Below are 13,259 nucleotides of genomic sequence, written 5' to 3'. Positions count from 1 at the left end.
GCGCTCCTGTTGAGACCCCCGACACTAGCGTCCGGCGCTCGCGCGCGAAAATCCGATGTTTCGTACCATTGCATCGGGAAATCCTCGGCAGCTTCACGGAAGCGCGCCGTCGCATTTTCCGCGCGCGATCGATGCTTGCATGTCACTTAGAAGCGCGAACGTGGCGACCAGGCGGAACGCCGAGGCTTCTCGAAGGCTTCGGTCGTTTCCGGCGTATTTTTTCCGGTTCCCCGAACTTCCGGCTCATTTCCTCGTTATTGAAGCGCCTCAAACACAGTAAGGACGAAACATGAAGCGCTTTCTCCTCGCAGGCCTCGCGCTTTCCGCGCTTGCCGGAACCGCCATCGCCCAGACGCCGCCACCACCGCCACCGCCGGGCGCGGAACAGGCAGCACCTTCCCCCGACGATGCACCGCTGCCGCGCGTCGATGCCGACGACAATGACGATGCCGCACCGCCGCCGCCTCCGCCGCCGCGCGACGCCCGGGAACACGGTCACATGCGGCCGGAAGGCCATCGACCGCCGCCTCCACCGCCGCCGTCCAGGGCCGCGCATTTCCACATCAAGACCGGCGATACCAAGATCGACGTCAAATGCGCCGAGAACGAGCCGATGAAGGTGTGCGCCGATCTGCTGCTGCAGATTCTCGACCGGGTCGAGCGGTCGAATTATTGATCCTTGGGCAGGGCCGCCAAAAGGGCGGCCCTGCACGAATCCGGTATCGGCAACAGCAGGGCCATGCTACAGCGCGGCGAAGAAACCGCTCCTGCGAGGCCCCATGACCGCTGCACTTTATGCCGACTATATCGCCGAGCTGAGAGCACTTTTTTCGGAACTGGATCGTCAGCCGGAACGCTTCCAGACATTCGACGTTCATCTGGAACTGGCCGCAGCCGGCGGCCTGATCGTCTATGAAACGAAACGGCGCAAGGGCCAGACCGACGCCCTGTATTACGGCCGCCCCGCCGATGGCGGCGCCAACCGACAAGTCTCGCAGGCCACCGCCTTCGCCGCCATCGACCGCTTCTTCGCGCTGGACCAGTTCATCGCCCTGACCGGTGATCGGTCGGGCGCCGCCACGGTGGATCCCCGCTATCCGCATTGCGCAGTCCATTTTTCCTACCGCAAGAAGGGTCACCCAGCCGCTCGCGCCATGCTCATGGTATTCGTCGGCTTCAACGATGCGGCGGACGCCCTGGCCTTCGTATCGCAGGATGGCGACGGCTCCGCCTATGTCGCCGAACGCCCGTATCACGGCGAGCGCGCCTACGAATGGAAATGAAGGTTTGCGGCAAGGGAGAACGCCCGCACGAGGGGTGCGCGACATGAATGACTCGACAGGAACGGGACCTGCCGGTTGGCCCGCGCATCAGGCGCGGGCGTTCGCCTTGCCGCCCAATCCGTATTCCGATGCCTGCTTCAGATGCTGTCGCAACAGTGCCTCGGCCCATTCGAGGTCGCCGCTTTCGACGGCGTCGAGGATGGCGAGATGTTCGCGACAGGATTGCTCGATCCGCTCTGCCGGTAGTTCGAAGAAGGCGGCGGATTCCTGCATGCGGCGCAGATTGTTCTGGTGACGGATCGCATCGGTTAAAAAACGGTTGCCGGAAAAGCCGGCCAGATTTTCATGGAAAAAGGCGTTGACGCGGAACCATTCGTCGCTGCCCGAGCGGCTGGCGGGATCGCTCAGGATGCGTTCATGGGCGCGGCGGATCTGGGCGGCGATCTCGGCATCCACGTTGAAGTTCGGGGTGCGTAGCGCCGAGCATTCCACGATGGCGCGGAATTCATAGCTCTCACGATAGGCTTCGTCGCCATCCAGCGTATCGACGAAGCGCCAGCCATGGCCGGGCAGGCGCTGCGCCAGGCCTTCCGCCGCAAAACGCATCAGCAGCTTGCGCACGATGCCGCGCGAGACGCCGTAGCGGGGAATGAGCTCGGCTTCCGACACTTCCTGCGGCAGCTCGTTCTGCGCCCGTTCGCGCAGCATCTGGCGATAGAGTTCCTCGATCGGCGAATTCGGCAGGATTTCGCCAAGATCGAGCGTCGAGACATCGCGCGCCACCCTGAGCCCGCGCTTTTCCATCGGCTGCAGCACGCCCTTTTCCACCAGGAGATCGAGCGCGCCCGTGATCGGCGAGCGCGAGACGCCGAACAGCCGCGCCAGTTCCGGCGCCGAGATACGCGTGCCGACGCGCAAATCCGCGTCGCGAATGCGGTCGATGATCCGCCGCGCCAGATCGAGCTGCAGCGTGCTCGGACCATCCACTTGTCCGGTTTCCGATAAATCCATGTCGTCCAAGACGCCCCTTGTTTCGCTCTTGCATTATAGCGCGCCTGCGGCGCAATGCGACTCCGCATTTTTCGAATTTATTGCTTTTCATATCGACAAAATGCATTATGCTTCGGTGAATGACGGAACCGAAGGCAGCGTATATGGCAAAGATCACTCCCTTTCCCCTCATCGAGATCAGCGGCGCGCCGCGTCAGCGCGGGCGCATCTATGGCGAAACAGCGCGCGAACGCATCCGGCTTTCGGCCGGGCTCTACACCGATCAACTGCATCGCCTTGGCTTCGACGATGCCAATATCGAGCGCCTGGTCACCGCCTTCCTGCCGCGCATCCGCGATTGGGCGCCTGATCTGGTGACCGAGATGGAAGGCATTGCCGAGGGCGCCGGTGTCGATCTCTCAGCCATCGTGCTCGTCAATGCCCGCACCGAGGTGCTGCAACTGGCGCGGCTGGAGGCCGGCGTCGCCGATGAGGAGCCGGATGGCTGCACCGGCGCCGTGCTGCTGCCGGAGGTGACGCGCGACGGCACCGTCATCCACGGCCAGAACTGGGATTGGCGCGCCGAATGCGCCGATACTTCCATCGTGCTGCGCATCCTGCGTGAGGACGGGCCGGATATCCTGACCTTCACCGAGGCCGGCGGCCTGGCGCGCAGCGGCTTCAACGCCGCCGGCATCACCATCACCGCCAATTATCTGGAAAGCGACCGCGATTACCGCGACATGGGCATTCCCTTGCCCTTCATCCGCCGCCGGGCGCTGGAGGCGCAACATTTCGCCCTGGCGTTGCGCGTCGTCGCCATCACGCCGAAATCCGGCTCCAACAACATGATGTTGAGCACGGCCGAGGGCTATGCGGTCGATCTCGAATGCGCGCCGGACGAGGCCTTCCCGATCTATCCACAAAACGGCATGATCGTGCATGCCAACCACTGGCAAAGCGCGATCGCGCTGTCGAAGCTGAAGGAAACCGGCCTTGCCAGCGTTCCCGACAGTCTCTACCGCGACCACCGCGTTCAGAAAGTCCTGGCGGAAACCGGCGGCAAGCTGACCGCCGACGATCTCAAGCGTGCTTTCTTCGACGATTTCGCCGCCCCGTTCTGCGTCTGCCGCGCGCCGATGGCCAAGGAGGGCGGCAATCTCTCGGCGACGGTGGCGATGATCCTCTGCGAACCGGCCAAGGGTATCATGGAGGTCGCGCCGCTGCCGGCGATCAACCGCGAGTTCACGCGTTACGACCTGACGATGGAGAAGGGCGCGCTTGCCCGCGCGGCCGGCGCTTGCCCGGACAGAACCGAGGAGGAGAGCCGATGGTCCGCTTCATCCTGACCCGGATCGCCTCGTCGATCCCGACCCTGTTCCTGGTCTCGATCATCGTCTTCGTGCTGATGCGCATGATTCCGGGCGATCCGGCGGCGTTGATGCTGGGCGATCTCGCCCAGCCGGGACAGGTGGAGGCCTTGCGCGCCGAAATGGGCCTCGATCGGCCGATCGCGCTGCAATATCTCTATTGGCTCGGCAATGTGCTGACCGGCGATTTCGGCCAGTCGATCTCCACTCGCCAGGCCGTCCTGCCGCTGATCCTCGAACGCTTCTCCGTCTCGGCGACCATCGTTCTCGTGGCCGTTCTGTTCGCCACCGTCATCGCCGTGCCGGCCGGCATGTTCGCCGCCTGGCGGCAGAACCGCAGCGGCGATATCGCCGTGATCGCGGCCTCCACGCTGTTGCTGTCGATCCCGAGTTTCTGGGCCGGGTTGATGCTGCTTCTGATCTTCGGATTGAAGCTCGGCTGGCTGCCGGTCGTCGGCTATGTGCCATTCAGCCGCGATTTCGGCAGCGCATTGCTTTATATCATCCTGCCCGTCGTCACGCTGGTTCTGGTCGAATCCGGCTCGATCACCCGCATGGCGCGGGCCAGCACCATCGAAGTGGCGCGGCTGGAATATATCACCCATGCGCGCGCCAAAGGCCTGTCGGAGGCGGCGGTCATGTGGCGCCATGCTTTCAAGAACGCCTTTGCCCCGACCTTGACGCTGATCGGGCTGGTTCTCGGCAGCCTGCTTGCCAATATCGCCGTCATCGAGACCGTCTTTACCATTCCCGGCCTCGGTCGCCTGCTGGTGGACGGCATCTATGCCCGCGATTATCCCGTCGTGCAGGGCTGCCTGCTGTTTACGGCCTTTATTTATGTGGTGGTCAACCTGCTGGTCGATCTCCTTTATCCGCTCCTCGATCCAAGGGTGACGGCATGATCGCACGGGCTCTTCGCATTCCGGCCATAAGGTTCAACGGCCTCATCGGCATCGTCGTCGTCGGCCTGCTGCTGTTCGTGGCGATCTTCGGTCCGTGGCTTGCGCCTTACGATCCCCTGAAGCTCGATCTTCTCGCCCGCCTCAAGGGGCCGTCGCCAGATCACCTGCTCGGCGCCGACGAATTCGGCCGCGATATCCTCAGCCGGCTGATCTATGGCGCGCGCACCAGCGCCTGGATCGCCTTTTCCACTGTTATCTTCGCCATCGTCTTCGGCACGATCTTCGGCATTCTCGCCGGTTTCCTGCGCGGCTGGACGGATCGCCTACTGATGATGGTCAACGATGCGCTGCTTGCCTTTCCCGGCCTGCTGCTGGCATTGGGTTTCATGGCCGTGTTCGGCGCCAGTCGAAATGGCATCATCGTCGCGCTCGGCATCGCCTATATGCCGGTCGCGGTCCGCGTCGTGCGCGGCACGGTCCTCTCGATCCGTGAGCGGGAATATGTCGAGGCGTCCCGGGTGATGGGCAATAGCGAGATCGTCACCATGTTGCGGCATGTGCTGCCGAATTGCGTGGCGCCGGTCATGGTGCTGGCGACGACGATGTTCGGCTGGGTGGTGCTGTCGGAAAGCGCGCTGTCCTTCCTCGGGCTTGGCGTACCGCCGCCGGCGCCGAGTTGGGGCAATATGCTCTCCACCGGCCGGCCTTACATCAATCAGGCGCCGCATATCGTTATTCTGCCCGGCCTCTGCATCTCGATTGCGCTGCTCGGCGTGAATCTCCTCGGCGATGCGGTGCGCGACTGGCTCGACCCGAAGATGCAGGATTGACCCCATGGCCGTTGCAGACGAAAAAGAGACCATCCTCTCGGTCGAAAACCTCTCGGTGCGGATAGACCGCAGCGGCTTCACCGTCGTCGACGATTTGAGCTTTGCGCTGCCGGCCGGCGAGATGCTGGCGTTGGTCGGCGAATCCGGCTCCGGCAAGACCATGGCGGCGCGCTCGGTGCTCGGCCTGCTGCCGCCGCCGTTCGAGGTGGCGCCGGAAAGCCGGATACGCCTGCGGGGCATCGATCTGACGACGCTGCCGCCGGCCAAGCTTCGCGAGATCAGGGGCGCCGAGATCGGCATGGTGTTCCAGGAGCCGATGGTGTCGCTCAACCCGTCGATGACCATCGGCCAGCAGATGGCCGAGGGACTGGCGCTGCACCGCAAGCTCGGCAAGGGCGAGATCCGCGACCGCAGCCTCGCCATGCTGGAGCGCATCCGCATTCAGGATCCGCAGCGTTGTCTCGCCGCCTATCCGCATGAATTTTCCGGCGGCATGCGTCAGCGCATCATGCTCGCCTCGGTCATGCTGCTCAAGCCGGCATTGCTGATCGCCGACGAGCCGACCACGGCGCTCGACACGCTGATCCAGCGCGACGTCCTCGACCTGATGGTGGAACTGACGCAGGAAAACAACACGTCGGTGCTGTTGATCAGCCACGATCTCGGCATGGTCTCCCATTACGTGCGCAATGTCGTCGTCATGCACAAGGGTAAGGCGGTCGAGCAGGGCGGCAGCGCCGAGGTTCTGCATGCGCCCAAGCATGATTATACCAGACGCCTCGTCGATGCCCTGCCGCGCCGCAGCGCCGGCGGCATTCGTCTGGCCGACACTGCCGTCGAGCCGCTGATCGAGCTGAAGGATATCGTCATCGATTATCCGGGCCGCGCGAAACTGTTTGGCAAGACAGCGGGAAAACGCGCCGTCCACGGTGTCGACCTGACGGTCAACCGGGGCGAAACGCTGGCGCTGGTCGGGGCCTCCGGCTCGGGCAAGACGACGCTCGGCCGCGCCATCGTCGGGCTGGTGACGCCTTCGCAAGGCAGCATGGCGTTTCGCGGCCAGCCGCTCGCTTATGACCGGGCCGCGACGAGCCGCAACCTGCGGCAGGCAATCCAGATCGTCTTCCAGGATCCCTATTCCTCACTCGATCCGCGCCAGCGCATCGCCGATATCGTCGGCGAGCCGCTGAAGCTCGACCCAGGCCTGGATCGCGCCAAGCGGCAGGAGCGGGTGCGGGAGGTTTTCGCGGAAGTCGGCCTCGCGCCTGAGTTCGCGGACCGTTTTCCGCATCAACTTTCGGGCGGCCAGCGCCAGCGCGTGGCGATTGCCCGCGCCATCGTCGGCCGGCCGGCCTTCGTGGTCGCCGACGAGCCGGTTTCGGCGCTCGACATGACCGTGCAGAAACAGATCCTGAAATTGTTTCGCGACCTGCAGGCACGATACGGTTTCGCCTGCCTGTTCGTTTCCCACGATCTCGGCGCGGTGGAACAGGTGGCGGACCGCGTTGCGGTGATGGAAAACGGCCGCATCGTCGAAATCGGTGCGCGTGACGACGTCTTCGACCGGCCCCAGCAGGCCTATACCCGCCGGCTGCTCGACGCGGCCATGCTGCTCGACCGCTCCTTTGCCGGCGAGGCGGCGCAGAGGCAGGCGGCGGGATCATGAGTTTCGCGCCGCCTCCGCTCCGGGAAGGTGGCATGGCCGGCCGCCTCGGCTTCTACGATCGCGGCCGTACCCCCTATTTCGCCAGCCGCATGGAGCCGCGGCTTTGCTATTGCCTCTATGTTCCGCGCGAATACGACGGGCAGGGAGGGGAAGCATTCGACCTGGTGGTGCTCGTCCATGGCACGGCGCGCTCGGCGGAAACCTATCGCAACTTCTTTGAAGACTTCGCCGAACGCGAGCGCGCCATCATCCTGGCCCCGCTTTTCCCCGCCGGCATGTCGGCACCGGGCGAGTTGTCCAGCTACAAGCTCATGAGGGATGGCGGCATCGCCTACGACCTGGTGCTGCTCGACATGGTGGCGGAGGTGGCGGAGCGCTATCGCCTGCGTTCGGATCGCTTCCTGCTGCACGGCTTTTCCGGCGGCGGCCATTTTGCGCACCGTTTTCTCTACATCCATCCCGAGCGGCTGATGGGCGTTTCCATCGGCGCCCCGGGTATCGTGACGCTGCTGGACCCGGATCATGATTTCTGGGTCGGCGTGCGCAATTTCGAGGCGATCTTCGGCACGGCGCTGGATATCGAGGCCATGCGTCGGGTTCCCGTGCAGATGGTGATCGGCGGCGAGGACAAGGAGACTTGGGAAATTCGCCTGACACCGCAAGACAGCTGGTGGATGCCGGGCGCCGAAAGCCTGGCCGAGGCCAACCGGCTGCAGCGCATGGCGGCCTTGCGCGAAAGCCTTGAATCCTGTGGTATTGCCGTGCGCCACGATATCGTTCCCGGCGCCGGCCATGATGGCCGGGCCATGGTGTCGGTGGTACAGCACTGGTTCTCCACGGTTCTCGCCTCCTCAAGAAAGGGATGAGACATGCAATCCTTCGGCCGCGTTATCGAACTCTGGCGCTATCCCGTCAGTTCCATGAGCGGCGAACGTCTGGAACAAGCACGGCTTTCGCCCGGCGGTTTCGAACATGACCGGCTGTGGGGTATCGTCGAGGCGCAAAGCGGCGAAATCGCCGCACCGGAAAACCGCAAGCCCTGGCGACCGCTGCCGAACCTGCATTCGCGCATCGGCCCTGATGGCATCGAGGTCAGCGACGGCGACAGCGCCTGGCTCCCCGTCGATTCCGCCGAGGCGGCGGAGATGGCCAGCCGCTTCCTCGGCTTTCCGGCCGCCTTTCGCCCGCATCTGCCCTATGGTTCGGAGGCTGAGGGCAGGATCGCGCCACGCTACCAGCGTGCCGACATTCACTTGCTGACCACCGCCTCCCTGCGCGAGCTGGGCGACCTTCTCGGCAGGCCGGAAGAGGTGCAGCCGCGCCGCTTCCGCCCCAATATCGTCGTCGAGACCGATCCCGAATTCACCGGCCTGGTCGAACAACGGCTGATCGGCCGCAAGCTCGCCATCGGCGATGCGATCGTCACCTTTTCCGAGCCCTGCGCGCGCTGTACCTTCACTGCGCTGGCGCAAGGGGAGTTGGCCTTCATGCCAGCCGTGCTGCACAAGATCAGCCAGCATGGCGAGGGCGGTTTTGGCGCGCTGTGCACCGTGGACGGCGAAGCGACCCTTCGTGTCGGCGACACCATCGGTTTCGCGGACAGGTAACCGGCACGCCGGCGATACCCTTTTACAAGCTCTCCCGAAGCGGCAAAACGCCCATGAAAAAAGGCGGGTTTGCCCGCCTTTCATCTCGATGGGAAAGAGGCTCAGTTCTTCTTGACGCCCCAGGCGCGTTCCTTGTCGGCCGGCCACACGGCAAAGCCTTCGATCTTGGCCCCGACGGCGGCGACGACCGGCTCGTAATAGATGCCGAGGATTGGCACATCCCTGGCCATCAATTCGTGGATCTGCTTGAAGATCGCCTTGCGCTCCTCGAAATTCGTCGTCTTCGTCGATTTCAGGAGCAACTGGTTGGCCTCGGGATTGTCCCACTGCGCCGTCAGGTCGGTCTTCTTGTCGCCGATGATGATGCCGTAGAATTGCGAGGGATCGAGGCGGGCGGAATAACCGAAGGACTGCATCTGGAACTTGCCGGCCAGATAATTGTCGAGCTGGGCCGCCCAATCCAGCACTTCCAGCTCGGCATTGATGCCGGCGCTCGCCAGCATCGCCTGCACCAGCACGCTGTTTTCATACATGCCCTGGTAGCGGGTGTTGGTCTGGATCTTGATCGTTTCGCCCTTGTAGCCGGCCTCGGCCAACAGCGCCTTGGCGGTTTCGGGATTGTAATCCGGCCATTTCAGGAAATCCTGATCGAAGAAGGCGCTGGCCTGCGGCACGCCGGACGGATTGAACTCCGCAAGGCCGGCCGTGCGCGCGGCAGCGATCTGCTTGAAGTCGATGGCATGGGCAATCGCCTGGCGCAGCTTGACGTTCGACATCAGCGGATCGTTCGTCTGGATCAGAAGCGGCGTCAGCGACAGGCCGGCGGTGGTCATCACCTGCACGCCGCGTCCCTTGGCTTCCTCGATGCGCTGCGATTCGAAATTCTCCAGCACGTCGATTTCCCCGGCAAACAGGGCGGTTTCGGCGGCCGAAGTATCCGGGATGATCATGAATTTGGCCTCGTCGACCAATGCGGTGCGGTCGCCCGCGTAGCCGCTCGCCTTTTCCTTCAGCGGCTTGTAGCCGGCATATTTTTCCAGCGTGACGTATTGGCCCTTTTGCCATTCCTTCAGCTTGAACGAGCCGCTGCCGATGGCGCTGTCGCCGATCCACTTGCCATCGGCGCCGACATTCTTCGGGCTGGCGATCCAGGCGTTGCACTGGATATTGGCAAGCTGGGCGAGGAACAGCGCATTCGGCTCGTTGATCTTGAAGACGACGGTGCGCGGATCGGGCGTTTCCACTGCCTCGACCTTCAGCCCCTGTGAGCCATCGAAGAACGCATTGCAGAACCAGGCCGCGCCGGCGGCGACACGCCGATCCCAGTTCCATTTGACGTCCGCCGAGGTCACGGGGTCGCCATTGTGGAAGGTCGCGCCGTCGCGCAGCGTGAAGGTGTAGGTCTTGCCGTCGTCGGACACCGTCCAGGATTCGGCCAGCACCGGGCCGATCGTCAGGTCGTCGCGAAACCCGACCAGGGTCTCGAAGATGTGGTGCAGCACGGTGTCGGTATTGGCGTCGCGGTTCAGCCCCTCGACGCCGCGAATATCGGCGTTGATGCGAATGTTGAGGGTGCTGGCCTGCGCGGCGGCGCCAAACAGCAATCCCGCCGCCAGCGCCGTCGAAATCAAGAATATCCGGTTCATGGTCGTCTCCGATTGTTCCCCGCTTCGTTGTCGTCAGGAGCGCGCGCGGTTCGCGCCCAGCGTTTCTGCAAAGAAGTCCTTCACCTGGCCGATCAGTTCGCGGTCGTCATGGGCGATGCCCGGAACGATATCGTGGCGCACGGCGATGCCGTACTGCTCGAAGCTGCGTTTGAGCGCGCGCATGCGGTCGTTGCGGGTTGCGCCGGCCAGATCCGCGCCCGGCATGTACCAGGCATCGCCGGGTTTGATGGTGATTTCCCAGGTTTCGAGGTCGTCGCCGCCGATCACCATCTGCACCGCGACCTTGCGCATCGCCTCGAGATCGACCGCCTTGCCGAAGACCTTTTCGAAATCGCGCACGCCGACCCAGAAATCATGGTCGAAATCGAGCAGCGTCACCACGCCCGGCGCGCCGATCGAGGCGGCGAGAAGGCGTTCGGGATGCAGATACAGGAAACGATGGGTGAAATGCCCGCCGCCGGAAAAACCGTACATCATCACCCGGTCGCCCTCGATGCGGTATTTCTCTTGAATCTCGGCGATCATATCGAGCATGACGGCATCGTAGTGCAGATCACCCGCCCTTAGCATTTTGTAGGACGAAAGATCACCGGGAAAGCAGATGTTCGCTGGAAAGAGCGGGCAGAGAACAATGACGCCGTTGGCCTCGGCAAAATCGGCAAAGGCGTCGCGATAGGCCAGCATGCCGCGCTCCGTCCCATGAACGATGACCGCCAGCGGATAGGTCTTTTCGCCATCTTCCTCGTAATCGTCGGGAACATATGCGCAATAGGGAAAACGCTGATCGAAGCGTGAGGCGTAAACCGTGGTATGCCCGAAATCGTAATAGGAAAGCTTTTGACCGTGACCGCCGACTTTGCGCATGCGTGTGTTCCCTCCAGTTGAAGAGACTATTTCATAATTTTATGTGCATGAAAAGCTTTTTAGCTGATTGTGGCCGATGTCGTCGTGCATGATTGGGAAGCATGTCTGGAGAGATGAAATTGATCCTGTCGAAGCGACGGCGCCGGCCGCCGGCGCCATGCGCAGGTCGACTGGAAACCGGATTCTGAATTTGTCGGATAAGAAGATGTGGTCTGTCGCATATCGCGGCAGCAGGTTCCCTGCATCGCGGGCGCTGTCGCTGAACAACCCGCACCGGAAACAGCCGCCGCCCGCTTGAGGACGTTGCGGCATTCGACCTTTCATTCAGGGGAAAGGAGGCAGCTCGCTGCCTCCCGAAGACCGAACCAGACCTATGTCCTCGAACAGGATCTAGCGGATTTCGCGGGCCAGGGTCTGTAGCCGCTGGAAGGCATCATACCGTTTGGCATGCAGGGCGGCGGTATCGCTGCCGGCGGGCCGGTATGTGCGATCGGTCGCGGACAGGGCGGCCATGGCGGCGCGCATATCCGGGAAAACCCCGCCGGCGACGCTGCCGAGAATGGCGGCCCCGAGCAGCACCGGCTCCTCCGACCGGGTGGCGAGAAGCGGCTTGCCCGTGGCATCGGCGAGAAGCTGGCGCACGAGATCGAGCTGGCCGGCGCCGCCGCTGATCACGATCCTGTCGATCGGCGCGCCGGCGGCCGCCTGCACATCGATGATCTGGCGCAGGCCGTAACCGATGCCGCAAAGGCCGGCGATGTAGAGGGCGACGAGATTGCCGATATCCCGTTCCATGCCGAGGCCGACGATGGCCGCGCGGGCATGCGGGTCGGCAAAGGGCGCGCGGTTGCCGAGGAATTCCGGCACGATATGCAAGCCATCCGCGAGCCTTGCCGCCTCGGAGAATCCGCCGGCTTTTTCCACGGCCAGCTCCGCCAGCAAGACCGGCAGCGACAGACCGCGCGATTTTGCCAGTTCCCCGGCCTCGCCCGCCGCCGGGTGGAAGGAGAGAAGCTGCTCGATAGCCGCGCCTGCGGCCGACTGCCCGCCCTCGTTGAGCCACATGCCCGGCACCATGGCGGAGAAATACGGCCCCCAGACGCCCGGCACGAAGACCGGCTCATGGGTGGAGGTCATGGTGCAGGAGGAGGTTCCGAAGACGTAACCGAGATTGTTTTCCGGCGGGCCGTCGACGCCGACCGTGCCGATGCCGCCCGCATGGGCATCGATCATCCCGGCGGCGACCGGCGTGCGCGCGACAAGGCCGAGTTCGGCCGCCGCCTGCTGCGTCAGTCCCTCGCCGAGCGGCGTGCCGGGCTCGACGACACGCTGGCCGATGCGTGCGAAATCCTCGTCCGCGAGCATGCCGAGGCCGATGCCGTGGAAATAGCCCGGATCCCAGCGTTTTTCATGGGCAAGATAGGTCCATTTGCAGGTGACGGTGCAGGTGGAGCGGGCGAGGTCACCGGTCGAGCGCCAGGTCAGGAAATCGGCGAGGTCGAAGAATTGCCAGGCGGCATCGAAGACCTGCTGCCGGTTTTCCTTCAGCCACAGCAGTTTCGGCGTTTCCATCTCCGGCGAGATGATGCCGCCGACATAGCGCAGAACGTCGTATCCGCCGGCATTGATGCGCTCGACCTGATCCACCGCCCGATGGTCCATCCAGACGATGATGTCGCGCTCCGGATCTTCTGATGGACCGACCGGCAGCGGCTTGCCTTTTTCTCCAAGTACCACCAGCGAGCAGGTTGCATCGAAACCGATGCCGGCGACGGCCTCCGGCGCGACGGCGGCCTTCTGCATCGCCTCGCGCACCGAGGCGCAGACGGCGGCCCAGATCTCGGTGCTCGATTGCTCCACCATCGCGCCCGGCCCGCGAAACAGCGAAATGTCGCGTTTTGCCGAGGCCAGCATCCGGCCCGAGAGATCGAAGAGACCGGCTCTCGCGCTGCCCGTGCCGACATCGACGCCGATCAGATAAGGTCCGGCGCCTGTGGACCCTGCGGTGACTGAAGTGTTCATGGGACCATTGCCTTCAAGGAGAAATGACATGGGCAAACGGCGCCAGGCCGTTTGCCCG

General features: G+C 63.7%; 12 protein-coding genes. 8 read left to right on the top strand and 4 right to left on the bottom strand.

Annotated features, from left to right (window positions below):
* Positions 1-289 precede the first annotated feature (289 nt).
* Together P7F60_RS09025 and P7F60_RS09020 are read left to right on the top strand one after the other, a co-directional pair.
* Complete coding sequence (locus P7F60_RS09025) at positions 290-676, top strand: hypothetical protein (RefSeq protein ID WP_277917401.1); 387 nt, start codon at positions 290-292, stop codon at positions 674-676.
* Between the two features lie 103 nt (positions 677-779).
* Positions 780-1,283, top strand: a complete 504-nt coding sequence (locus tag P7F60_RS09020; protein ID WP_277917400.1) for a hypothetical protein — start codon at positions 780-782, stop codon at positions 1,281-1,283.
* 87 nt (positions 1,284-1,370) lie between these two features.
* Here the strand turns inward: P7F60_RS09020 and P7F60_RS09015 are convergent, their stop codons facing one another.
* The gene (locus P7F60_RS09015; RefSeq protein ID WP_277917399.1) at positions 1,371-2,270 is read right to left on the bottom strand and encodes a GntR family transcriptional regulator; all 900 of its coding nucleotides are present in this window, start codon (positions 2,268-2,270) and stop codon (positions 1,371-1,373) included.
* Positions 2,271-2,437: 167 nt separating this feature from the next.
* Between P7F60_RS09015 and P7F60_RS09010 the strand changes: the two genes are divergently transcribed.
* From P7F60_RS09010 to P7F60_RS08985, 6 genes are read left to right on the top strand one after another with little or no spacing between them, the layout of a single operon-like run.
* Positions 2,438-3,622, top strand: a complete 1,185-nt coding sequence (locus P7F60_RS09010) for a C45 family peptidase (protein ID WP_277917398.1) — start codon at positions 2,438-2,440, stop codon at positions 3,620-3,622.
* A complete protein-coding gene (locus P7F60_RS09005) occupies positions 3,604-4,545 on the top strand; it encodes an ABC transporter permease (protein ID WP_277917397.1) in 942 nt (313 codons plus the stop codon). The genes P7F60_RS09010 and P7F60_RS09005 overlap by 19 nt, the downstream gene beginning before the upstream one ends.
* Complete coding sequence (locus P7F60_RS09000) at positions 4,542-5,375, top strand: ABC transporter permease (protein ID WP_277917396.1); 834 nt, start codon at positions 4,542-4,544, stop codon at positions 5,373-5,375. The genes P7F60_RS09005 and P7F60_RS09000 overlap by 4 nt, the downstream gene beginning before the upstream one ends.
* Positions 5,376-5,379: 4 nt before the next feature.
* Positions 5,380-7,041, top strand: coding sequence for an ABC transporter ATP-binding protein (locus P7F60_RS08995; protein ID WP_277917395.1), 1,662 nt, complete (start codon positions 5,380-5,382; stop codon positions 7,039-7,041).
* A 32-nt stretch (positions 7,042-7,073) separates the two neighbouring features.
* Positions 7,074-7,907 (top strand): alpha/beta hydrolase, encoded by an 834-nt coding sequence (locus tag P7F60_RS08990; protein ID WP_277917394.1) that lies wholly within the window; start codon positions 7,074-7,076, stop codon positions 7,905-7,907.
* A 3-nt stretch (positions 7,908-7,910) separates the two neighbouring features.
* On the top strand, positions 7,911-8,648 hold the full coding sequence (locus P7F60_RS08985; RefSeq protein ID WP_277917393.1) for an MOSC domain-containing protein: 738 nt from the start codon (positions 7,911-7,913) through the stop codon (positions 8,646-8,648).
* Positions 8,649-8,749: 101 nt separating this feature from the next.
* Here P7F60_RS08985 and P7F60_RS08980 read toward each other — a convergent pair whose 3' ends face one another.
* The 3 genes from P7F60_RS08980 to P7F60_RS08970 all read right to left on the bottom strand — a co-directional run bounded on the left by P7F60_RS08980 (position 8,750) and on the right by P7F60_RS08970 (position 13,201).
* Positions 8,750-10,294: an ABC transporter substrate-binding protein gene (locus P7F60_RS08980; protein ID WP_277917392.1), complete on the bottom strand. Its 1,545-nt coding sequence runs from the start codon at positions 10,292-10,294 to the stop codon at positions 8,750-8,752.
* A gap of 33 nt (positions 10,295-10,327) precedes the next feature.
* Positions 10,328-11,179 (bottom strand): alpha/beta hydrolase, encoded by an 852-nt coding sequence (locus tag P7F60_RS08975; RefSeq protein ID WP_277917391.1) that lies wholly within the window; start codon positions 11,177-11,179, stop codon positions 10,328-10,330.
* 390 nt (positions 11,180-11,569) lie between these two features.
* Entirely contained in the window at positions 11,570-13,201 is a 1,632-nt protein-coding gene (locus P7F60_RS08970; protein WP_277917390.1) for an FGGY-family carbohydrate kinase, read from the bottom strand.
* Positions 13,202-13,259 lie beyond the last annotated feature (58 nt).

It is taken from the genome of Rhizobium sp. YJ-22 (assembly GCF_029601685.1).
Lineage (GTDB): Bacteria > Pseudomonadota > Alphaproteobacteria > Rhizobiales > Rhizobiaceae > Metarhizobium.
This window is presented reverse-complemented; position numbering and strand designations above follow the sequence as displayed.